This is a genomic window from Stenotrophomonas sp. Marseille-Q5258 (assembly GCF_946900935.1).
Classification (GTDB): Bacteria; Pseudomonadota; Gammaproteobacteria; order Xanthomonadales; family Xanthomonadaceae; genus Stenotrophomonas; species Stenotrophomonas nematodicola.
Genome location: NZ_CAMPPN010000022.1, coordinates 11,031 through 36,281 on the forward strand (window position 1 = coordinate 11,031; position 25,251 = coordinate 36,281).

8 protein-coding genes are annotated in these 25,251 nt (G+C 68.6%); all 8 read left to right on the forward strand.

Annotation, left to right across the window (positions count from 1 at the left end; all coding sequences use genetic code 11):
• Window positions 1-36: 36 nt before the first annotated feature.
• The 8 genes from glyQ (at window position 37) to OC534_RS14880 (ending at window position 25,246) form a co-directional block, all read left to right on the forward strand.
• Window positions 37-948, forward strand: a complete 912-nt coding sequence (gene glyQ, locus OC534_RS14845; protein WP_017356533.1) for a glycine--tRNA ligase subunit alpha — start codon at window positions 37-39, stop codon at window positions 946-948.
• Window positions 945-3,119 (forward strand): glycine--tRNA ligase subunit beta, encoded by a 2,175-nt coding sequence (glyS, locus tag OC534_RS14850; RefSeq protein WP_262072070.1) that lies wholly within the window; start codon window positions 945-947, stop codon window positions 3,117-3,119. The genes glyQ and glyS overlap by 4 nt, the downstream gene beginning before the upstream one ends.
• Before the next feature lie 245 nt (window positions 3,120-3,364).
• The gene (locus tag OC534_RS14855) at window positions 3,365-5,149 is read left to right on the forward strand and encodes an autotransporter assembly complex family protein (RefSeq protein WP_229296526.1); all 1,785 of its coding nucleotides are present in this window, start codon (window positions 3,365-3,367) and stop codon (window positions 5,147-5,149) included.
• Entirely contained in the window at window positions 5,146-8,988 is a 3,843-nt protein-coding gene (locus tag OC534_RS14860) for a translocation/assembly module TamB domain-containing protein (protein ID WP_262072071.1), read from the forward strand. Before OC534_RS14855 ends, OC534_RS14860 begins: the two co-directional genes overlap by 4 nt.
• 103 nt (window positions 8,989-9,091) lie before the next feature.
• The gene (locus OC534_RS14865) at window positions 9,092-11,239 is read left to right on the forward strand and encodes a S46 family peptidase (RefSeq protein ID WP_136006479.1); all 2,148 of its coding nucleotides are present in this window, start codon (window positions 9,092-9,094) and stop codon (window positions 11,237-11,239) included.
• 125 nt (window positions 11,240-11,364) lie between these two features.
• Window positions 11,365-12,114 carry a response regulator transcription factor gene (locus OC534_RS14870; RefSeq protein ID WP_262072072.1) on the forward strand — a complete coding sequence of 250 codons (750 nt, stop codon included), beginning with the start codon at window positions 11,365-11,367 and terminating at the stop codon, window positions 12,112-12,114.
• Between the two features lie 227 nt (window positions 12,115-12,341).
• The gene (locus tag OC534_RS14875; protein ID WP_262072073.1) at window positions 12,342-21,893 is read left to right on the forward strand and encodes an SdrD B-like domain-containing protein; all 9,552 of its coding nucleotides are present in this window, start codon (window positions 12,342-12,344) and stop codon (window positions 21,891-21,893) included.
• Window positions 21,890-25,246 carry an Ig-like domain-containing protein gene (locus OC534_RS14880; RefSeq protein ID WP_153165130.1) on the forward strand — a complete coding sequence of 1,119 codons (3,357 nt, stop codon included), beginning with the start codon at window positions 21,890-21,892 and terminating at the stop codon, window positions 25,244-25,246. Before OC534_RS14875 ends, OC534_RS14880 begins: the two co-directional genes overlap by 4 nt.
• Window positions 25,247-25,251: the final 5 nt, after the last annotated feature.

Consider the following 25,251-nt stretch of genomic DNA (forward strand, 5'->3'; position numbering starts at 1 on the left):
ACTAGCGCACCCCTCCTGCAGGCAAGAATCCGCCGCATGTCCGCGACTTCCAACGTTCCGATCACTTTCCAGGGCCTGATCCAGACCCTCAACCAGTATTGGGCGCAGCAGGGCTGCGTGCTGATCCAGCCGCTGGACCTGGAGGTCGGTGCCGGCACCTTCCACCCGGCCACGTTCCTGCGCTCGATCGGTCCGGAAAGCTGGAATGCCGCGTACGTGCAGCCTTCGCGCCGTCCCACCGACGGCCGCTACGGCGAGAACCCCAACCGCCTGCAGCGCTACTACCAGTACCAGGTGGCGATGAAGCCGAGCCCGGACAACATCCAGCAGCTGTACCTGGATTCGCTCAAGGCGCTGGGCATCGATCCGCTGGTGCACGACCTGCGGTTTGTCGAGGACAACTGGGAATCGCCGACCCTCGGTGCCTGGGGCCTGGGCTGGGAAGTCTGGCTCAACGGCATGGAAGTCACCCAGTTCACCTACTTCCAGCAGGCCGGTGGCCTGGAGTGCAAGCCGGTGCTCGGCGAGATCACCTACGGCCTCGAGCGCCTGTGCATGTACCTGCAGAACTGCGACAACGTCTACGACCTGGTGTGGACCTACGGCCCGGATGGCACGCCGGTGACCTACGGTGATGTGTACCTGCAGAACGAGATCGAGCAGAGCACCTACAACTTCGAGTACGCCGACGTGGAGGAGATGTTCCATCGCTTCGACGCCTGCGAGAAGGAAGCGCAGACGCTGGTCGAGGTTGGCCTGCCGCTGCCGGCCTATGAGCAGGTGTGCAAGGCCAGCCATGCCTTCAACCTGCTGGATGCACGCCGTGCGATCAGCGTGACCGAGCGCCAGCGCTACATCCTGCGCGTGCGCGCGCTGGCCCAGGCCGTGGCCAGGCTGTACGAGGCCAAGCGCCTCGAAGCCGTGGCTGCCAAGGAGGTGCAGGCATGAGCACGATGCTGCCGCTGCTGATCGAACTGGGTACCGAAGAGCTGCCGGTCAAGGCGCTGCCGGGTCTGGCCCAGGCTTTCTTCGAGGGTGTTGTGGACGGCCTGACCAGGCGCGGCGTCGCCGTCGAGCGTGGCGATGCCAAGCCGCTGTCGACCCCGCGCCGCCTGGCGGTGCTGCTGCCCGGCGTGGCCGTGGAGCAGCCCGAACAGCACAGTGAAGTGCTTGGCCCGTATCTGAACATCGCGCTGGATGCCGACGGCCAGCCGACCAAGGCACTGCAGGGCTTCGCCGCCAAGGCCGGGATCGACTGGACCGCGCTGGAGCGCACCAGCGATGCCAAGGGCGAGCGCTTCGTGCACCGCTCCACCACCCCGGGCGCGCGCACCGCCACGCTGTTGCCGGAGATTCTGCGCGAGGCGATCGCGGCGATGCCGATTCCCAAGCCGATGCGCTGGGGCAGCCACGCCTACGGCTTCGCCCGCCCGGTGCATTGGCTGGTGCTGCTGCACGGCGGCGACATCGTCGAGGCCGAGGTGCTCGGCCTGAAGGCCGACCGCATGAGCCGCGGCCACCGTTTCATGCACGACAAGACCGTGTGGCTGACGTCGCCGGACGACTACGTCGGCTCGCTGCAGGCGGCCTTCGTGCTGGTCGACCCCGACGCGCGCCGTACCCGCATCGTCGAGGCGGTCAATGCCGCCGCGACGCAGGCCGGTGGCCAGGCGCGGATCACCGACGACAACCTGGAGCAGGTGGTCAACCTGGTCGAATGGCCGGCGGCGGTGCTGTGCAGTTTCGAGCGCGAATTCCTGGCGGTGCCGCAGGAAGCGCTGATCGAAACGATGGAGATCAATCAGAAGTTCTTCCCGGTGCTCGATGCCGGCGGCAGGCTGACCGAGAAATTCATCGGCATCGCCAATATCGAGTCCAGGGATGTGGCCGAAGTGGCCAAGGGCTACGAGCGGGTGATCCGCCCGCGCTTCTCCGATGCCAAGTTCTTCTTCGATGAAGACCTCAAGCAGGGCCTGACGTCGATGGGCGAGGGCCTGAAGACGGTGACCTACCAGGCCAGGCTGGGCTCGGTGGCCGACAAGGTGCTGCGCGTGGTCGCGCTGGCCGAGGCGATCGCGCCGCAGGTGGGCGTGGATCCGGTGCTGGCCAAACGCGCTGCGGTGCTGGCCAAGAACGACCTGCAGTCGCGCATGGTCAACGAATTCCCCGAGCTGCAGGGCATCGCCGGCCGCCACTATGCGCTGGCCGGCGGTGAGTCGCCGGAGGTGGCGCTGGCCATCGACGAGGCCTACCAGCCGCGCTTCGGTGGCGACGATATCGCGCTGTCGCCGCTGGGCAAGGTGCTGGCGATTGCCGAGCGTGCCGACACCCTGGCGGGTGGTTTCGCCGCCGGCCTGAAGCCGACCGGCAACAAGGATCCGTTCGCCCTGCGCCGCAACGCGCTGGGGCTGGCGCGGACGGTGATCGAGAGCGGGTTCGACCTGGATCTGAACGCTTTGCTGCAGCGTGCACTGGACGGTGTCAATCACTCGATCAGCGTCGGCAACGCGCTCAGGACGGCGCGTGCAAACCAGGCGGCCGAGCAGGAAGGCATCCGCACCGTGGGCGCCAGCAAGCCGTCTGAAGAGGTTGACGCGCGGCAGTTGGCGTCGGACCTGCACCTGTTCATCCTCGACCGCCTGAAGGGCTACTACGCCGACAAGGGCGTGCCGGCCACGCACTTCAACGCGGTGGCCGACCTGAAGCCGGCCTCGCTGTACGACTTCGACCGCCGCATCGATGCCATCGGCACGTTCGCCGCGCTGCCGGAAGCCGAGGCGCTGGCCGCCGCCAACAAGCGCATCCGCAACATCCTGCGCAAGGCCGAGGGCGACATCCCGGGCATGGTCGACCGCGCGCTGCTGGCCGAACCGGCCGAGAGCGCACTGGCCGAAGCGGTGGAAGCGGCCATCGAGGAAACCAACGCCAGCCTGCACCAGAAGGACTATGTCAGCGTGCTCAACCGCCTGGCCCGCCTGCGTCCGCAGGTGGATGCGTTCTTCGATGCGGTGATGGTCAACGTCGAGGACCCCGCGCTGCGTGCCAACCGCCTGGCCCTGCTCAAGCGTCTGGGCGATCGCCTGGGCAGCGTGGCGGCGATCGAGCACCTGTCCAGCTGAGGCCACGGGGCATTGCGCCCCGCAGCCATCCCGAAGGCGCGACGGCTCCTGCTGTTCGCGCCTTCGTCGTGTGTGGCGGACGGGCGCGTGCGGTCGCGGACGCTTCTGTCCGAGGACGTGCAGGTATCGATCCTGCGGTGCATGACAAAGGCGACTTTCTGCGTGACTTTAACGGGTCCTTCACCGTCGTTCTGAAACACCCCCGCCGATTTCGCATGCCCGCGATGGCCCGTTATGCTGTCCGCATGCAGCCAACGAAAATCGCTCTGCCACTGATGTTCCTGACGCTGGCCACCGCCTCGGTGGCACACGCGCGCGGGACCATCCAGAAAGTGGACATCAAGGGACTGGACAAGGGCGACGACGCCGAGATGATCGAGAACATCGAGGTCTCGCTGTCCCTGTACGACACCATCGGCAAGGTCCAGGGCGAGTCGCGCCTGGAGTACCTGCTGTCCCAGGCCGAGCGCCAGACCCGCGAAGCGCTGGAGCCGTTCGGCTACTACAACCCGGTGATCAAGGTCGACAGCCCACGCGAGGGCGAAACCCTGCGGGTGGTGATCCACGTGGACAAGGGTCCGCCGACCCTGGTGCGGCGCGAGCACATCGACATCACCGGACCGGCGCAGTACGACCAGTACCTGCAGGAAGACCTGGAGAAGTTCAAGCCACGCAAGGGCCAGCGTTTCGAGCACACCACCTACGAGGCCAGCAAGATCGTCGTGACCCGCCGCCTGGCCGAGCGCGGCTACTTCGATGCGGACTACACCCAGCGCCAGGTGCAGATCACCCGCGCCGAGAACGCGGCCGACATCGACCTGACCTGGGACAGCGGCCGCCGCTACAACATGGGCGACATCCGCTTCCACCAGGACTACTTCGTCGACAAGCTGTTCGATCCGCTGGTGTACTGGGACAAGGGCAGCTACTTCCATGAAGGCAAACTGGACCGGCTGCGCGAGTCGCTGACCAAGCTGGACTACTTCAGCGTGATCGACATCCAGCCGCGCCCGGACCAGGCCGACGGGAACGGGGATGTGCCGGTGGACGTCAACCTGACCCGGGCCAAGCGCACCATCTACACCGCCGGCCTGAGCTACGGCAGTGAGAGCGGTGCCGGTGTGCGCGGTGGCGTCGAGCGGCGTTTCCTCAACAACCGCGGCCACAAGATGAACACCCAGCTGGACTATGCGCAGAAGCGCAAGAGCCTGCTGACCAGCTACCGCATTCCCGCGTTCAACTGGCTTGACGGCTGGTATGCCTTCACCGCCAGCGCCTACGACGAGCAGACCGATTACATCGACCTGCGCAACTTCAAGCTGAGCGCCGGACGCAGCGGTGAAATCAACGAACACTGGACTGCGATCGCCTCGGTCAACGCGCTGCGCGAGCGCTGGCGGTACGCGTCGGGTACCGAGTTCACCGATGCGGTCTACAACACCTCCACCCTGGTGTATCCGCAGCTGGTGGCCGACTACGTCAATGTGGACGATGAACTGTTCCCGCGCCGGGGCATCAGCGGCAGCGCGACCCTGCGCGGCGGCATCGAGGGCGCCGGCTCGGACACCAGTTTCGTGCAGGCCAATGTCCGGCTGCGCTGGTACGTGCCGCTCGGTGACAGCGACCGCCTGATCCTGCGCGGCGAAGGTGGCACCACCTGGACCAGTGACCTGGTGGCCATGCCGCCGAGCCTGCGCTTCTTCGCCGGTGGCGACCGCAGCATCCGCGGCTACGCCTTCCGTGAAGTGGGCCCGCGCACGCCGGCCCCGGACAAGTACGCGCTGGGCGCGAAGAACCTGGTGATCGGCTCGGCCGAGTACGAGCATTACTTCAAAGGTGGGCCGTGGGGGGCGGCCGTGTTCGTCGACACCGGCAGCGCGTTCGACAACACCATCGATCTGCATACCGGCGTGGGCTTCGGCGTGCGCTGGAAATCACCGGTGGGGCCGGTGCGCGTGGACATCGCGCACGGCCTGAACAACCCCGATTCGCAGTTCCAGCTGTATCTGAACATCGGAGCGGACCTGTGAGTACGCCGACGCCTTCTGCGCCCACCACGCCACCGCCGCGGGTGCGTTTCTACCGCAAGCGCCGGTTCTGGGCCTGGTCCGGGTTCACGGTACTGGGTCTGGTGCTGCTGGGCCTGCTGCTGCTGTATTGGCTGCTGCAGACCGTGGCCGGCCGCGACGTGCTGCTGGCCCAGGTGAAGGCGCGGCTGCCGGTGGGGGCCTCGCTGACCTGGAGCAGGGTCGAAGGCCCGGTCGCCGGACCGCTGGTGCTGCACGATCTGGTGTTCCGCTACGACGACATCCATTTCACCGCCGAGCGCGCCTACCTGGACCCGGACATCCGGCCGCTGCTGGGGCGCAAACTCCAGCTGGACGCGCTGCAGATCAAGAACGCCACGCTGAACCTGGCCAAGAGCGACGAGCCGTTCGAGCTGCCGTCGTGGCCGGGCTCGCTGCCGCAGATCGAGATGCCGCTGGCGATGCAGGCCGACACGATCATCATCGACGGGTTCCGCATCACCCAGGCGCAGCAGCCGCTGATCGATATCGCCAAGGTGCGCGGCGGAATCGAAATCGCCAACGGTGAGTTCCGCGCCACCCAACTGAAGGTGGACAGCGACATGGGCGATTTCCGTGTCGATGGCCATTACCTGCCGCGCAGCGACTACGACACCGACATCACCATCGGCGCGCTGATGCCGGCGCCGCGCGGGCGTACGCCGGCGCGTCTGGGGCTGGTGGCGCGGGGCGACCTGGGGCATATGGAAGTGGCCATCGCCGGCAACGCGCCGGCACCGCTGCAGGCCAGCCTGGTGTTCGATGGCCGCACCGACCCGGTGTGGAAGGCCAGCGCACGCAGCCGCGAGCTGGACCTGGCGCTGCTGGTGCCGGGCATGGACGCCAGCGCCAGCACGCCGATGGCGCTGGACGTGCAGGCCGACGGCAAGGGCGGCCAGGCCAATCTGCGCGGCACCTTCAAGCAGGGCGACATCGCGCTGGAACTGGCCCCGTCCAAGGTCGGCCTGGCCGATCAGGTGCTGACCGTGGCACCGCTGCAGCTCAAGGGCTTCGGCGGCCAGGCACGGCTGGAAGGCACCGCCGATTTCACCGACAGGGAGAACGCCAGCCTGCGCTTCTCGATCGTCGCCAATGACCTGACCTTCGTACCGGCCGCGGACCCGTCCGCACCGGATGCGGCAGCCCCGGTACCGGTGACGCTGACCGAGGCGCGGATGGGCCTGGCCGGCACGCTGAAGGCATGGGCGGCGGTAGGCAAGGCCTCGGTGGAACGCGAGAAGCAGAACGCCGACCTGCAGTTCGACATACGCGGCAACGACCAGGCCGCGCTGATCAAACAGCTGCAGGCCAGCACCCCGGGCGGCGCGCTGGATGTCACCGGCCGCGTGGCCTGGGCACCGCAGCTGGACTGGGATGCCGCTGTGAAGCTCGCCGATTTCGACCCGGGGTACTTCGTGCCCGGTTGGGACGGTCGCCTGTCCGGTGCGCTGGCGTCCAAGGGGCGCCAGGTGCCGCCGCCGGCCAACAGCCCCGCCGGTACCCCCGGCAGCTACGAAGCCACCGTGGACGTGCCGGGCATCAAGGGCACGCTGCGCAAGCGCGCGCTGGATGCCAAAGGGCAGTTCGCGCTGCGCGGTACACAGGGCGAAGGCAACGTGGCGCTGGCGCTGGGCAACAGCCGCCTCACCGCCAAGGGCTCGGTCGGCGATCGTCTGGATATCGACGCGCGGCTGGAACCGGTACAGCTTGACGACCTGCTGCCGGGCAGCAGCGGCAGCCTGCGTGGCCATGTGCTGGTGAAGGGGCCGCGCACCGCGCCGGACATCAGCGCCGACCTGGTCGGCAGCGGGCTGCGCTGGGACGACTGGAGCGCCGAGGCGATCAGCATCAAGGGACGCCTGCCGTGGCAGGGCGACAGCGGCACGTTGGCGCTGCAGGGCAGCAAGGTGCAGGTGGGCATGCTGCTGGACACGCTGAACGTGGATGCGCGCGGCAGTCTCTCCAACCTGCGTGTGGACGCGCAGACCCGCAATGAACTGGGCGCGGTGGCGCTGCAGGGCGGGGTACGCCAGCAGGGCCAGACCTGGCGCGGCGATCTGTCCTCGCTGCGCATCGCGCCGGTCAAGGGCGATGCCTGGACTCTGCGCGGTCCGTCCACTTTCAGCGTGCAGGGCAGTGCGTTCACCCTCAGCGACACCTGCCTGGGCGCGGCCACCGGCGGCGCCTTGTGCGCCAGCGCCAACTGGCCACGCGACGGCCTGCAGGTGCGCGGCGATGCGCTGCCGCTGGCCCTGGTGCAGCCGTGGCTGCCGCCGCAGTCGGGGCGCCGCATCTACCTGCGCGGCGAACTGACCCTGGATGCCAGCATCCGGCCACGTGGCAACGCCTGGGAAGGTGCGGTCAAGGTCGCGTCGCTGGAAGGCGGCATCCGTCTGGGCGACAACGCCCGTGGCGAACTGGTGCGTTACGACCAGTTTTCGGTCAACGTGGACATGACGCCCGCGCAGATCAACGCCAAGCTGGGTGTGGGCTTCCAGGGCAACGGCTTCGTGGATGCCAAGGTGCAGACCGGCTGGGATGCCGGTGCGCCGCTCAACGGCGAGCTGTACCTCAACATGTCGCGTCTGTACTGGCTGGAGCTGTTCTCGCCGGACATCGTGCGCCCCACCGGGCTGATCGAAGGCCACGTCAGCCTGCGCGGGACGCGCGGCACGCCGTCGCTGGGGGGCGAGGCTACGCTGAGCAACTTCAATGGCGAGTTCCCGGCGCTCGGCCTGACGTTCGCCGAGGGCAAGGGCAGCTTCACCGCCCAGCCGGACGGCTCGGCCAAGATCACCGCGCAGGCCAATTCGGGCAAGGGCACCCTGTACGTGGACGGTGGGCTGTCGTGGTTCGGCGATGCCCAGCCACTGCAGCTGCACATTCACGGCGAGAACGTGCTGCTGGCCAATACCCCCGAGCTGCGCGTGGTGGCCAACCCGGATCTCGACTTCACCCTGGCCGGTACCGCCATGCAGCTGCGCGGCAGCGTGCATGTGCCCGAGGCCGACCTGGATCTGGAACGCCTGGACCGCGGCACCTCGGTGTCGGAGGACGTGGTGGTGCTGGATCCGGTCGATCCGGAGGAAACGCCGACCTCGCCGCTGGATATGGACCTGACCGTCAGCCTGGGCGACAAGGTCAAGATGAGCGGGTTCGGGCTGAAGGGCGCGCTCGGCGGCAAGATGCAGGTGTGGTCGCGTCCCGGCCGCGAGATGACGGCCAACGGTGGGCTGGAAGTGAGTGGCCGGTACAAGGCCTACGGCCAGGACCTGACCATCACCCGCGGCAATCTGAACTGGAACTACAACGCGGTCTCCGACCCGCGCATCAACATCCGCGCCGAGCGCCGGGTGGGCGATGTCACCGCCGGCATCGACGTCACCGGCCGCGCGCAGTCGCCGCGCGTGGATGTGTGGTCGGAACCGGCGATGTCGCAGTCCGAAGCGCTGGCCTACCTGGTGCTGGGCCGCAGCCTCACCGGTGCCAGCAGCGACCAGGCCCAGCAGGTCAACGCGGCCTCGGCGGCGTTGTCGGCCGGCAGCGGCCTGCTGGCCGCGCAGCTGGGCGCCAAGCTCGGCCTGGACGATGCCGGGGTGAGCCAGTCGCGCGCGCTGGGCGGTTCAGTGATCGGCGTGGGCAAGTACATCTCGCCCAAGCTGTACATCGGCTACGGCGTGTCGCTGGTGGGCAGCGGTTCGGTGCTGACGCTGAAGTACCTGCTGCGTCGCGGCTTCGATCTGGAACTGGAATCGAGCACCGTGGAAAACCGCGGCTCGCTGAACTGGCGCCGGGAAAAATAGGGGGCGTGCCGCGCGCTGCGCGGCGCGACCCAACCATCGGCCGTTGCCCCCGCCCGGCGCAGCGGCTATGGTCCCGGGCTGTTCTGACGTACCGGATGTGTCCATGTCGCCACGCAAGCCTCTTACCGCCGCCCTGGCCCTCGGCCTGACCCTCGCCGCCGGCGCCCATGCCGATGAAGGCATGTGGATGCCGACCCAGCTGCCGGATCTGGCCAAACCGCTGAAGGCGGCCGGCTTCAAGGGCAATCCGGCCGACCTGGCCAACGTCACCGCGCCGCCGTTGAGTGCGGTGGTGCGTGCCGGCGGGGGTACCGGTTCGTTCGTGTCCGGCGACGGTCTGCTGCTCACCAATCACCATGTCGCGATGGGCGTGATCCAGTACAACAGCTCCCCCGAGCACAACCTGATCAACGACGGCTTCATCGCCAAGGGGCGCAGCGACGAGCGTCCGGCCAACCCGGACTTCCGCGTGCTGGTCACCACCGGCTTCGACAAGGTCACCGACGAGGTGCTGCGCGAGGCGCGCGGCAAGACCGGCCGGGCCTACTTCGATGCCGTGGACCGCGCCACCAAGCGCCTGGTGGCCGAGTGCGAGCAGGCCGGCAACGTGCGCTGCAGCGTGGCCGACATGTACTACGGCACCGACTTCTACCGCATCCGCCAGCTCGAACTGAGCGACGTGCGCCTGGTCTACGCGCCGCCGCGCGCGATCGGCAACTACGGCGATGAGATCGACAACTTCATGTGGCCGCGCCACACCGGCGACTTCACCCTGCTGCGCGCGTACGTGGGCAAGGACGGCAAGCCGGCGCCGTACAGCGTGGACAACGTGCCGTACCAGCCGCCGGCGCACCTGAAAATGGCGATCGACGGCCCGAAGACCGGTGACTACGCAATGCTGGCCGGCTATCCGGGCATTACCTACCGCCACCGCACGGCGGCCGAGTTCGCCAGCCAGATCGACGCGGTGCTGCCGCGCCGCGTGGCGGTGTACCAGCAGATGATCGACACCATCGAGGCGGCCAGCGCGCAGAATGCGCAGGCGCGTACCCGCTATGCCTCGCAGCTGCAGTCGTTGAAGAACAACCGCAAGCGCGCCGCCGGTGAGCTGGAAGGCCTGCTGCGCAGCGATGCCAAGGCGCAGCGTGCCGCCGACGAGACGGCGATGCTGGCCGCCACCGATGCAACCTACCGCGGCGACATCGATGCGCTGCTGGGCTCGCTGTCGCAGGGCGCCTCGTTCGGCGAGCGCGATCTGCTGCTGGACCTGGTGGCCAGCCAGAGCCAGCTGCTGCGTTCGGCACTGATGCTCGAACGCCTGCGGGTCGAATCGGCCAAGCCCGATGCCGAGCGCGAGAGCGGCTACCAGCAGCGCGACCTGGCGATGATCGAAGGCGTGCTCAAGCAGGTTCAGCGGCGCTACGATCCGGCCGTCGAGAAGGCGCTGCTGACCGCGCTGCTGAGCCGCTACCAGCAGTTGCCGGATGCGCAGCGCGTACCGGAATTCGACGCCGCCTTCGGACGCACCCCGGCGGCGCTGGCCAAGGCGCTGGACGGCCTGTATGCCGGCACCCGGCTCGGTGACGAAGCCGAGCGACTGTCGCGCCTGGCAGCAGCCAAGGACGGCAAAGCGCTGGCACGTGACCCGCTGATCGACCTGGCCGGCCCGCTGGTGGCGGCCCAGCTGCGCCTGGACGACCAGAGCAAGACCCGTGCGGGCGAGCAGCTGCGCCTGCGCCCGGCCTACATGCAGGCGTTGTTCGCGTGGCGTGCCAAGCAGGGCCGCGCGGTGTATCCGGACGCCAACCGCACCCTGCGCATCAGCTACGGCAAGGTCGAGGCGCTGTCGCCGCGTGATGCGGTGCATTTCGATCCGGTGACCACCGTTGCCGGCATCGTGGAGAAGAACACCAACGCCTACCCGTTCGATGCGCCCAAGCCGCTGCTGGCCGCGATCGCCAAGGGCGATTTCGGCAGCACGGCCGATCCGGTGCTGAAAACCCAGACGGTCAACTTCCTGACCAATCTGGATACCACGGGCGGCAATTCGGGCTCGCCGGTGCTCAACGCCCGGGGCGAACTGATCGGCCTGAACTTCGACAGCAATTGGGAGTCGGTCAGCGCCAGCTGGTGGTTCGATCCGCGCTACAAGCGCGCTGTGCACGTGGACATGCGCTACCTGCGCTGGCTGCTGGCCAAGGTCTATCCGGCACCCGAGCTGCTGAAGGAAATGGACGTGCCGGCGGAATGAGGCACCTCGCCGGTCACGATCCCGCGTCGTGACCGGCGACATGTCGGCCGCTACTTTTGTCGCATTTGGCGCGTTTCCAGACGGCAGCTAGACTGCAGGCCGGTGAAGGCAAGGCAAGCGGCCACGTGACGGCAGACCAGGACAACCGCGGCGGCGCACCGCTGCCGGCGGCGCAGAAGGAACTGGACGAGTTGACTGTCTGGGTGGTCGAGGACGACCCGGAACTGCTCGACCTGATGCTCGACGACCTGCAGTGGCGCGGTGCACAGGCCCGTGGACTCGGCAGTGCCGAGGCGCTCTACCGCGCGCTGCTGCACGATCGCTGCGACATCGTCGTGCTCGATGTCGGCCTGCCCGGCGAAGACGGCTATGCGGTGGCCAGCCATCTGCGCCAGGCCGGCGATATCGGCATTGTCATGCTGACCGGTCGCGGCAGTGCGCACGACATGGCGCATGGACTGACCCAGGGAGCCGACGTCTACCTGGTCAAGCCGCTGGATCTGGATGTACTGGCTGCCGGGCTGCTCAGTCTGCGCCGCCGCCTGTCCGCGCCCCGCCCTGTCATGCCGCCGATCATGGACGCGCAGCAGGCCTGGCAACTGTCGTCCGATGGCTGGACGCTGCAGTCGCCGGCCCGGCAGACCCTCGCGTTGACCGCGATGGAGCGGGGCGTGCTGCAGTTGCTGTTCGAGGCGTCCGGTGAGCCGGTTACCCGTGATCGCCTGATCGAGCGCATCACCGACACGCCCTGGGATTTCGATCCGCACCGGCTCGATGTGCTCGTACACCGGCTGCGTGCCCGCGTGCGCAGCGCCACCGGGCTGGAACTGCCCATCCGCGCCCTGCGTGGACAAGGCTATCTGCTGACCGCCTGAGATCGGGCACCCCCGCGTGTGAGGCAGTGTGAGCCAGCGTGAGCGGACGGCACTGACTTGCCGATGGTGCAACAGCACAATGCGCCCCGCTTGAGCGTGCCCATGACGACAGTCGCGCGCGCCCAGGTCGCCGTACGTCACGGGAGCATCGTGCCAGCCTGCGGTCATCGCCGCTTCCGGCCGGGTTCCCTCTGAAAGCAGCAGAGACCGGAACAGGGGAACAACGCATGTCCAGCCATAGCGATCGCGCAGCCATCTGCGCGGCGGTGACGCCGTTCGAGCGCGCAGCCACATCAGCCCGCATGGGCCGCTGGCGCGCCGTCCTGGCGACCCTGATGCTGGCCCTGCCATTGTCTGCGTGGGCGATCGATCTGCAGGTCACCGATTTCTCCGATACCGGCTACGACCCGGTACCGGCAGGCACCACCGTGATCTACAACGTCAAAGTCGAGAACGGCGCCAATGACACCGCTGCCGGCAGCGTGACGCTGATCGACCTCCCGGTCGGCACGGCGCTGGGCAGCCCCGCGCCGGCCGGCTGCAGCGCATCGCCCGGCAGCGCCGGCACCACCCGCGTGGTGTGTACCAACCCGACCCTGAGCGCCTCCGGTGCGCCGTACCAGTTCAAGCTGCCGGTCACCACCGTGCAGACCCAGCCGGCGACGATCACCCTGCATGCGGCCATCGGCTTCGCCGCCGCGTTGCCGCCGGCCACCACGCCGATCGTGGCGCTGCAGGCCAACGATCCGTTCTTCGCCGGTGACACCAACGTCGGCAACAACCGTTCCAACCAGACCACGACCATCCAGGCCGCGGCCGACCTGGAACTGAGCAAGACCGCCAGCCCTGATCCGGTGATCGGCGGCGGCGAGGTGACCTATACCCTCACCGTCAGGAACAACGGCCCCAGCGTCACCACCGGTTTCCGGGTGGTGGACACGCTGCCGCCGAACGTGACGCTGGTCGGCACTCCCAACGGCGCGGACTGGAGCTTCAGCGCGCAGAACGGCACCTACAACGGCACCCTGGCCGTGGGTGCGAGCGCCAGCTACCAGTTCCGCGGCAAGGTCAATGTCGGCACCGGCAACATCGTCAACGCCGCGGTGGTCAACGCCGGGTCCGTGCCCGATGCGGTGCCGGACAACAATGCCGCGCGCGTCACCACGGCGGTCACCGCCGGTGCGGATCTGGCGATGTCCAAGTCGGTATCGCCGGCGCCGGCGGCGGCCGGTTCGGTGGTGACGTACACCCTGACCGCGCGCAATGACGGCCCCAGCGCCGCCACCGGCGTGGTCGTGACCGACGCGATGCCGGAAGGTTTCGTGATCACCGGTGGCGTGGCACCGGCCGGCTGGACCTGCACCAGCAATGCCGGGGCGAGCGTCCGTACCTGCAGCCTGGCCGGCAGCTTCGCGCCGGGTGCGCAGGCGATCATCACCATCACCGCACAGGTGCCTTCGACCGGCACCAACAGCAGTGGGGTGGTCAGCAACACCGCGAACATCAGCGCAACCACGCCGGACCCCGTGCCGGCCAACAACAGTGGCACCGTCGGCCTGACCATCATTCCCGATGGCGCCGATCTGCGCATGAGCAAGTCCCGCTCGCCCTTGCTGGTCCCGGTGTGGAACGGCACCGGTGTGCGCAGCGACAGCATGATGACGTCCACGCTTGGCGTGCAGAACCTGGGGCCACGGGCGGTCACCGGCGACCTGCAGGTGGTGGATACGCTCGCCGCCGGCGAGCAGTGGGTCGATGCCAGCGGGCAGCCGATCCTCCCCGGTACCTCGGTGGTGATCGGGCGCTGGAGCTGCAGCGTCAATCGTGCGTGGGCCGCCGGCCAGGCGCAGACGGTGGCCTGCACCCTCGTCACCGGTTATCCGGTGGCCGTCAATGCCAGCGCGCCCGCTCTGGCGCTGCAGACGCTGGCGCGCACCGCCGGTGCGCTGCGCAATGACGCCTGCACCGGCGGCAGCGGCGGCTCGCTCGAGCCGGTGACCGCCGGCGGCATCAACCGCGATCCGAACGACACCAACGACTGTGCCGGCGGCGAGAGCCGCGCCACCGACGACCGTGCCGATCTGTCGATCACCAAGCAGACCAACGGGCCGGGCGACGCCGACAACATCATCCGCAACAGCGATGATTCGGTGACCTACACGCTGCTGATCCACAATGACGGCGAAGCCACCCCCGGCGTGGTGGTGAACGACCCGATTCCGGGCTTCGTCACCGGCGTGACCACGGTGACCGGCAACGCCAGCCCGGCGGGCTGGAACTGCCGCCTGAGCGGCAGCGCGTGGGTGTGCGATGCCGGAACCAGCGTACTGGGCCGCAACGAGACCGCGACCGTGCGTTTCACCGTCAATCGCGGGCTGTTCGACAGCCAGGGCCAGCCGGCCGGCGTCTGCGGCGGGCAGCCGCTGCTGCCGGGCCGCTTCTGCAACACGGCCGGTGTGCGCATCAATCCGGCCATTCCCGGCGCGCTGGGCGAGATCGACCAGAGCAACAACACCGCCTCGGACTGGGTCCATATCGATGCGGTGGCCAATGTCGCCACCACCCGCAAGGACATCACCTCGGGCACGCCGGGGCGTGCCGGCGTCAACACCTCGTACCGCATCACCTACCAGAACCGGGGTCCGTCGACGGCGCGTGGCGTGGTCTTCAGCGATCTGTTCACGCTGCCTGCCAACGATGCCGGTTTCGTACTGCTCTCCGCGCTGCGTACCGGTTCGGACGCGGCGAGCAAGGCCTGCACGGTGACCACACATGACCCGTCGATCAGCTCCGCACCGGCGCCCGGTGGCACCTCCTGGTTCAACACCGGCAGTGCGCCGGCCACGCTGCGCCTGACCTGCACGCCGAAGGACATGGCCAACAACTCCACCGAAACGATGACGGTGGAGATCCGCCCGAACGTCAACAGTGGCAACACCGGCCGCCAGTTCACCAATACCGGCAGTTTCCACTTCGACCTCGATGGTGACGGTACGCCGGACCCGTCCAGCGGCACCGACGCCAACGGCCGGACCTACGATTACAACAACCGCACCGACGACGACAGCAAGGACGCGACCTTGCCGTTCGATGCCGGTCGCGTCGATCTGATCGTCAACAAGATCGACCAGAACTTCATCGGCGCGGTGGACCCGCTGGGCTTCGACTCGCGCGCCGGGATGGAGGTCAACAACTACATCTACTACCAGATCAGCGTGCGCAACGCGGGCCCGTCATTGGCCACGCGCGCCATGATCGACGACACCATCACCCCGCCGCCGGGCGCCAGCGTGAGCCTGGTCGGCAGCCGCACCGGCACCGCCGCTGGCCCGCAGGGTGCATTGGAACCGGTCGGCACCCGCTGCTCGGTGGCCGCTGGCAGCACCAATCCCAGCACCGGGCCGCAGACCATTTCCTGCACCCTGCCCAGCGCCGGTGTCACCACCACCGACGAAGGCGTCATCACCAACAACCAGACCAGCTACCTGTACCTGATCTATCAGTACATGACCGCCCCGCCGGCCACCGGCGAAACGCTGAAGAATTCGGTCACCGCGCGCTCGGCCGAAGCCGAGAGCGATACCAGCAACAACACCGCCACCCAGGAAACCAGCATCCGCACGCGCTCGGACCTGTCCATCCGCAAGTCCAGCGTAGTGCTCGCCCCGAGTGCCGATCCCAGCCAGCCCCTGCCGGCGGCGGCGGGCACGGTCAGCCTGCACCAGCCGTTCTGGTTCGTGCTGGACGTGGTCAATTACGGCCCCGGCCACAGTCTGTCGCGCGACCGCACCGGGACCAACCCGCTCAACGGCGACGGCGTGGTTGTCACCGATACCCTGCCGGATGGGCTTGAGGTGCTCGGCGGCGCGGCGGCCATCACCTGGCAGAAGCGCGGTGCCACCGCGGACCCGGGCGTGCAGACCACCGGCCTGGGCAACTGCCTGCTGGTGGGCCGCACCGTCACCTGCCGGATGGGCGATCTGGCGCTGGACGGGCAGGTGCGCGTGCTGATTCCCGCGCGCTGGACCACGCTTCCGGCCAACGGCACCGGCATCAACAGTGCCAAGGCCACCAGCGACCAGCTCGATCCGGACCCGGGCAACAACGACGACACCACCACCCACACCGTGCTCCGTTCCTCGCTGGCCGGCGTGGTGTTCCAGGACCGCGACCGCGCCGGTGCCAACGGGGGCACCCTGCAAAGCGGCGAGCCGCTGATCTCCGGCGTGCGCGTCCACCTCAGCGGTGAGGATGCCTACGGCAATGCCGTTGCACTCGATGCCACCACCGATGCGCAGGGCGCCTATCGCTTCGAGAACCTGGCCCCGGCAGGCGCCCAGGGGTATACCCTGACCCAGACCCAGCCGCCGACCTACGCCAACGGCCCGGTCGCCCCGCCGTCCAGCGGTCCGCTGGCGCCGTCGGCCGGGGGTGTGTTCGCGGCGGTGACGCCGCCCGGCAGCGCCGACTCGGTCTACACCACCATCGCGCTGGGCGCGGGGATGGATGCGGTGCGCTACGACTTCCCGGAAGTGCGGCGTCCCTCGCTGTCCGGCTTCGTCTATGTGGACGGCAACTACAGCAACGTGCGCGACGCCGGCGACGCCCCGATCGCCAATGCCACCCTCGAACTGCTCGATGCCACCGGCACTGTCGTGGCCACCCGTACCACCGGCAACGATGGCAGCTACAGCTTCCTGGGGCTGGACCCGCAGATCTACACGCTGCGCGAAGTGCTGCCGGACGGCAGCTACCGCAACCGTCCGAGTGCGATCAATCCTGGCCTGATCGGCGGCGTGGCATGCGCCAGCTGCAGCGTGGCGACCGGTGCCGGCGGCGATGCCGCCAGCACCGATCGCATCGCCGGCATCGATCTGTCCAACGGCGACGATGGCACCGTGTTCAACTTCGGCGAAGACGCGGTCACCGCCATCTCCGGCCATGTCTATCTGGACCGTAATGGCAATGGCGACTTCGACGCCGGCGATGCCGGCGACCGCGGCTCGCAGCCCAACGGCGGCCTGCAGGACGTGACCATCACCCTGACCGGCGCCGGCCCGGACGGCGTCTACGGCACCGCCGACGATCTGCCGCCGGTCAGCGTGCAGACCGACGCGCAGGGCCGTTACACCTTCGACACTCTGGTCGTCGGCCAGCACTACCGCATCACCGAAACGCAGCCGCAGGGGTATGCCAACGCGACGGAGAACCCGGGCAACCGGATCGACATCGCCACGCTGCCGTTGACCGGCTCCAGCGGCAACGATTTCGGCGAGAAGCTCGGTTCCTTGGCCGGCCTTGTCTACGAGGATTTCTCCAACGTGGCCGCCGGCAACAACAACGGCGTCCGCGACAGCGGCGAGAACCCGATCGCCAACGTGATCGTGACCCTCACCGGCACCGACGTGCTCGGCAATCCGGTCAGCCTGACCGCGACCACCGACGCCACGGGCGCCTACCGCTTCAACGATCTGCTGCCGGCACAGGCCGGCACCGGCTACACGCTGACCGAAACCCAGCCGGCCGCGTATCTGGACGGCAAGCACACCGCCGGCACGGCCACCACGCCGGGCAGCACCGCCGTGCCCAACGTGATCTCCGGCATCGGTATCGACGCCGGCCAGGACGCCACCGGTTACCTGTTCGGCGAGCTGGCCAACGCGCCCATCAGTGGCACGGTGTACCTGGACCGCAACGATGACGGCCAGAACAACGCCGGCGACGTCGGCATTCCCGGCGTGCAGGTGGTCATTGTGGGCGCAGGTCCGGACGGTGTGTTCGGCACCGGCGACGACACCAGCGAAACCCTGCTGACCAACGCCGATGGGCATTACAGCTATCCCGGCGCCGTGGCCGGGCAGGACTACCGCATCACCGAGACCCAGCCGACCGGGCTGGCCGAGGGTCGCCAGACCCCCGGCAACGTGATCAACATCGTCAACCTGCCGGTGGCCGGCTCGACCGGCAACGACTTCGGTGAGCGCGCCGGCAGTCTGTCCGGCACCGTGTACCTGGACCGCAACAACAATGGCGTGCAGGATGCCGGCGAACCGGGCCTGCCCAATGTGCAGGTACAGCTGCCGGCCGGCACGGTCGATGCGCTGGGCCAGCCGCTTGCCGCCATCACCACCGATGCCGACGGCCACTACCGCTTCGCCGATCTGCTGGCGGGCACCTATACGGTGACCCAGCAGGTGGCGCAGCCGGTGTTCAATGGCGCCGCCACGATCAACGGCATCACCCGCGCCGGCACCATCGACGGCACCCCGGCCGGTACCGCCACCCCCGTGGCAAGCGTGCCCAGTGCCATCAGCGCGATCGTGCTGCCGGCCGGCAAGGCGTCGCTCGCCAACAACTTCGGTGAAGTGCTGGCCGTGTCCGTGTCCGGCACGGTGTTCTTCGACGCCGACAACAACGGCACGCAGCAGGGTGCGGCCGAAACCGGCATCGAGGGCGTGACCATCGAGCTGACCGGTACCGACGATACCGGCGCCAGCGTGCAGCGCACCGTGCAGACCGATGCGGATGGCCGCTTCGCCTTTGCCGACCTGCGCCCGGGCGTCTATACGCTGGTTGAACCGCAGCAGCCCACCGGCACCAGCAACGGCATCACCACTGCCGGCACCATCGATGGCGTCAGCAGCGGGACCGCCACGCCGGTGACCACGGTGCCCAGCCGGATCGGCACGATCGATCTGTCCACGCCGGGCAGCGCCTCGGTGGACAACCTGTTTGGCGAGATTCCGCTCAACAGCGGGATCAGCGGCAAGGTCTGGATCGACCGCAACAACGATGGCGTCGTCGATCCGGGTGAAACCGGCCTGGCCAACGTCGTCATCACCCTGACCGGCACCGACCTGGTCGGAAATCCGATCAGCCGCGACACCGTGACCGATGCCGATGGCAACTACAGCTTCGGCGACCTGCCGCCGGGCACCTACACCGTGACCGAACCGGAGCAGCCGACAGGCACCCGCGATGGCCGTACCGTGGCCGGCAGCACCGGTGGCACGGCGACCGCGCCGGGCACGACGCCGTCGACCATCACCGGCCTGGTGCTGGGGGTCAACCAGCAGTCGGTCCAGAACAACTTTGGCGAGATTCCGACCGGCAGCATCGCCGGGCGCGTCTACAACGACAGCAACGACAACGGGCTGGTCGATCCGGGTGAGGGCGGCATCGCCAACGTCACCGTGGTGCTGACCGGCACCGACGATCTGGGCCAGCCGGTCTCGATCACGCTGACCACCGATGCCGACGGTCGCTACCGTTTCGACGGCCTGCGCCCGGGCACCTATACGGTGACCGAGCCGACCCAGCCGCCGCAGACCCTCAATGGCATCACCCGTGCCGGCACCGTGGGTGGCGTGGTCACCGGCGTGGCCAGCGGCCGCGAGACCGTACCGTCGACCATCGGCCAGATCGTGCTGCCGCTGGGCGGCGATTCGCTGGACAACAACTTCGGCGAGATTGGTGATTCACCGGACATGCTGGTCAGCAAGTCGGCCGCCAGCCCGCGCTTCACCGTCAACAACATCGCCGCGTACACCCTCCAGGTGCGCAATGGCGGACAGCAGCCGTCGCGCGGCGAATATGTCGTGCACGACCGCCTGCCTGCCGGCCTGACCCTCGCCGCTGCCCCGACCGGTACCGGTTGGGTCTGCACCGGCGCGGTGGGCGACACGCGCTTCACCTGCCGCAGCCAGCAGGTACTGGCCGCCGGTGCCACCTCGCCGGACACCATCGCGGTGCAGGCGCTGGTCGGTGCCGCCGCCGCCGAGGCCGGCACCGTGCACAACGCCGTGCTGGTTGAGGGCGGTGGCGAAAACGAGTTCCGCGCGCCGACCGCCGCCGAGCGCTCGGCGTTCGATGGCGACGTGACCCAGCTGCCCGCGTGCGTGGAGGCGATCCAGTTCAACGCCTGCCGCGTGCCGAATGCCGTGCAGCTGGCCGCGTCGGTCGGCGGGACCGTGTGGTACGACATCGGCAGCGATGACCAGCTGCTCGACGGGGGCGACCAGCGCCTGCCGTCGTGGGGCGTCGAACTGGTCGATCCGATCACCGGGCAGGTGGTGAAGACCACCACCACCGGTGCCGACGGCAGCTACCGCTTCGCCGATGTGGTGCCGGGCGTGACCTGGAACATCCGCTTCCGCGATCCGACCTCCAACATCCTGTGGCCCAATCCGGTCACCCGCGAGTCCCTGTCCGGGGTCCTGGAAGCCTGCGACGCGGCGACCGCCATCGCGCGCGCCGGGGTCAGTGCCTGCCGGGTCAACGACAATGGCATCAGCCAGCTGGAAGTCGTGCTCCGCCCCGGCCAGCACCTGCCGCAGCAGAGCCTGCCGGTGGACCCGTCGGGCGTGGTCTACGACGCCACCACCCGTGACCCGGTCCCGGGCTCGATCGTGACCCTGAGCCCGGTGGGCGTGTGCACCGGTTACGACCCGCGCACCGCGGTGCTCAATGCCGGCAGCGGTGGCTATCGCCTCGAGGGCAGTGCGATCTCGATGACGGTGGGCAGCGAGGGCTTCTACCAGTTCGCGTTCGGTCCGGCCGCGCCGGCCCGTTGCGAATTCAAGCTCACCGTCACGCCGCCGGGCAGCTACCAGTTCGTGTCCACGTTGATCCCGCCGCAGAGTGGCTCGCTGTCGCCGGCAGGCGGCGCGGGTGCCAACCATGAGGTGCAGCCGAACCGTCTCGCGCCGACCGGTGCGGTCGGCCTGCCGACCCAGTACTACCTGGGCCTGTTCGCCGGCTCGGATACCGCCGCGATCATCAACAACCACCTGCCGCTGGACACTGCGGTGGCAACGGGCCTGGCCATCAGCAAGAACGGCGACCGCCAGACCGCCGAGATCGGCGACACCGTGCAGTACACGATCACCATCCGCCAGACCGCGGGCAGCGCGCTGCGCACGGTCAACGTGATCGATCGTCTGCCGCGCGGCTTCACCTACATCGACGGCACCGCACGTGCCGATGGCCGCGCCGTGACCGATCCCTCCGGCAAGCCGGGCCCGCTGCTGGGCTTCGATGTCGGCCCGATCGCGGTCGGCGGGCAGATCGTCCTGACCTACCGCGTGCGGGTGGGCGTGGGTGCGCAGCAGGGCGACGGCATCAACCGTGCCCAGGCGTTCGGCTGTGCCTTCAGCGGCGGCTGCATCGATACCGGCAGCATCACCCCGCTGCCCGGCGCGCTCCCGTCCAACCGCGCCGAGTACCGCGTGCGGGTCACCGGTGGCGTGTTCACCGACCAGGCCTGCGTGCTGGGCAAGGTGTTCATGGACTGCAACAACAACCATGTGCAGGACCGCGAAGAACTGGGCATCCCGGGCGTGCGGCTGTACTTCTCCGACGGCACGTGGGTGATCAGCGACTCCGAAGGCAAGTACAGCTACTGCGGCCTGCCGCCGCAGAGCCACACGCTGAAGGTGGATGCCAGCACGTTGCCGGTCGGCGCGCGCCTGACCACCAGCAGCAACCGCAACCTGGGCGATGCCGACAGCCTGTTCCTGGATCTCAAGAACGGCGAACTGCACCGCGCCGATTTCATCGAGGGCAGCTGTGCCAACCCGGTGCTGGAGCAGGTCAAGGCCCGCCGCACCCAGGGTGAGGTACGTGCGCCGGAGACCGAAACCGGGCAGGCGCCGCTGCGCTTTGACAGCAAACCCGCGCGGGCGCCGCAACAGGCGACCGACTCGGCCAACCAGAGACCGATCGTGCATCCCAGAGCCAACCCGCCCGCTGCCGGCGCTTCGACGGAGGTGCAGCCATGAGCCGCGCCCACCCGTTGTACCGCCTGCCGCGCCTGAGCCTGCTGGCCTGCGCCCTGGCCGCCGTACCTGCGATGGCGCAGAGCGTGGGCAGCGCTGGCCGCTTCACGCCGGTTCTCGGCGATGCCAGCACCCTGTACCCGCGCAGCCCTGCCAGCACCGATGCCGCGCCGCGCGCACTGGACAGCGCCGTGCCCGGTACGCTCGACCGCATCCTGGTCGAGCTGGACCGGGATGGCGTACCGGCCGATGGCCAGAGTGCGGTGCACGTGCGCGTGCAGCTGCTCGATGCCGCCGGCCGCGCGCTGGCCGGCACCACCTACGCCACGATCGAGACCAGCGGTGGCCGCATCCGCCTGCCGGGCTCGCGCACCGACGAACTCGGACCGGGCGCGCTCGACGCCGACAAGGTCACCCCCGGCATCCAGCTGCAGGTAGTGGACGGCGTGGCCGAGTTCGACCTGCTCGCGCCGCACGACCCGCAGGACGTGGTGCTGCGCATCACCGCCGGCGCCGAGACCGCACAGGGCACCATCGGCTTCCTGCCGGAAATGCGTGAGCTGCTGGCAACCGGCCTGATCGAGGGCGTGGTCAACTTCCGCCGGCGCAGCAATGCCGGTCTGATCTCCCCGGTGGAGCACCACGACGCGTTCGACCGCGACATCCGCCGCTGGGAGCGCCAGTTCAACAACGGCAAGGCCAATGCGGCCGCGCGTACCGCGTTCTTCGTCAAGGGGCGCATCAAGGGCGAGTACCTGCTGACCGCCGCCTACGATTCGGACAAGGACACCCGCGGCCGCCTGCTGCGCGATATCCAGCCTGAAGAGTTCTATCCGGTCTATGGCGATTCGTCGCTGCGTGGCTTCGATGCGCGCTCGGCCGAGCGCCTGTACGTGCGCATCGACAACCGGCGCAGCTACCTGCTGTACGGCGACTTCCAGACCGGCGACACCCTTGCCACGGCCACCGGTATCGGTGGCAGCGGCGCGATTCCGCAGCGCAGCCTGGGTACCTACAACCGGACCGCCACCGGCCTGGGCTGGCACTTCGAAAGCGAGCGCGTGCGCAGCAATGTGTTTGCGATGCAGGATTCGCTGCGCCAGGTGATCGAGGAGTTCCGCAGCCAGGGCAGTGGGCCCTACGCACTGCGCAACAACGCCGTGCTGGAAGGCAGCGAACGCGTGGAAGTGATCGTGCGCGACCGCAACCAGCCCACGCGCATCACCTCGGTGCGCTCGCTGGCGCGGCTGGTCGACTACAGCTTCGAGCCGTTCTCCGGCCGCATCCTGCTCAATCAGTTCCTGCCGGCCTTCGACAGCGACCTCAACCCGGTCTCGCTGCGCATCACCTATGAGCTGGACCAGGGCACCGAAAAGTTCTGGGTGGTCGGCGCCGATGCGCAGGTCAAACTGACCGACCAGCTCGAAGTCGGCGCGGCGGCGGTCGAGGACCGCAACCCGTATGCCGAGTTCAAGATGGGCAGCGCCAACGCGAGCTACCGGTTCGGGGCCAACACGCTGCTGGTGGCCGAGTTCGCGCGGACCCGCAGCGAGGTCAACACCAATTCGATCAACCAGATCACCTCGCAGGGCCTGAAGGACATCAGCGGCGAGGTTGAAGGCGATGCCTGGCGTGTGGAGTTCGCGCACCGTGCCGACAAGCTGGACGCGCGCCTGTTTGCCGCCCGCACCGATCCGGCGTTCAACAACCCGGCGGCCCCGCTGTATGGCGGCCGTGGCGAGTACAACGCGCGCGTTGCCTACCGGGTCGGCCCGCGGCTGGAACTGTATGTGGAAGGCCTGCGCAGCGAGGACCGCAATCCGGACGGCGGCAAGCGCGACGCGGGTGGCGCCGGCGTGCGCATCGGCGCCACCGACCGCCTGACCGTGGACCTGGGCGTGCGCAGCATCCGCGAGACCATCGGCGTGACCTCGCCGTGGTCGTCCGGTGTGCCGTTCGGCAATGCCGGCGGCCTGACCGGCGGGTTTGCGACCGGTTCCGGCGGTGGCGCGCTGGGGTACGGGCAGCAGGCGCTGGACCCGCTGACCGGCCTGATGGTCATCAACGGCAGCAGCACCGGCAGCCCGATCACCAGCGACCTGCCGGTGGGCACCGAGCTCGAATCGGACAGTGCGCGGTTTGGCCTGGGCTATCGCCTCAATGACCGCCTCAGCGCGGGCGCGGAAGTGGAGCACAGCGTCAGTGGCGAAGATCGCCGGCGTCTGGCCGCGGGCCTGGACTACCAGGTGTTCGAGCGCAGCCGGGTGTATGGCCGCTACGAGAAGCAGACCGGCCTGACCAGCGCGTACGGCATCACCACCACCGACCGCGAGGCCGACGCACTGGTGTTCGGTATCGACAGCAGCTATCTGCGCGATACCCAGACCTTCAGCGAGTACCGCCTGCGCGATTCGATCAGTGGCCGCGATGTACAGGCTGCCTCGGGCATCCGCAACACCTGGGACATCCGCGAAGGCCTGCGCCTGGCCAGTTCGGCCGAGCACGTCAAGGTGATCGACGGCAGCACCGGTGACAGCACCGGCCTGGCGCTGGCCTTGGACTACAGCGCCAATCCGCTGTGGCGCGGCGCGATCCGGGCCGAGCACCGCATCTCCGAGGACGTGCCCGACACGGCCACCAACGAGGCCTTCAACACCACGCTGCTGCAGTTCATGCTTGCCCGCAAGCTCAGCCGTGACTGGACCCTGCTGGCCCGCAACTACCTGCTCAGCACACGCTACGATGCCCGCGGCGATGTGCTGCAGGACCGCTTCCAGCTCGGCGTCGCCTACCGCGATACCGACCGCAACCGGATCAACGCGCTGGCGCGCTACGAATACAAGCTCGAACGCGATGAAAGCGGCCTGACCCTGTCCGACGGCAACACCGTTGATGGCACCAGCCAGGACGTGCGCACCCGCGCGCACATCGTCTCGGCCCATGCTGACTGGCACCCGTCGCGGCCGTGGTGGCTGACCGGCCGCGTGGCAGGCAAGTGGCAGCAGGACCAGTTCGCCTACACCGACAGTGCGCGCGTCAACAGCCGCTTCCGGGCCGTGTTGCTGTCCGGGCGGGTGGTGTACGACATCACCGAGAACTGGGACATCGGCGTGCTTGCCTCCACCTTCCGCGGGCAGGCCGGCGCCAACCAGTACGCCTACGGCATGGAGGTCGGCCGCCTGCTGCGGCAGAACCTGTGGCTGTCGGCCGGCTACAACTGGACCGGCTTCGACGGCGACCGCGACCTCAACGGGTACGAGTACACCCAGCAGGGCGTGTTCCTGCGCCTGCGCTTCAAGTTCGATGAAGACCTTTTCCGGCCGGACCCCGTCCGCTACCGCGACCCGGCACGCTGAGGATG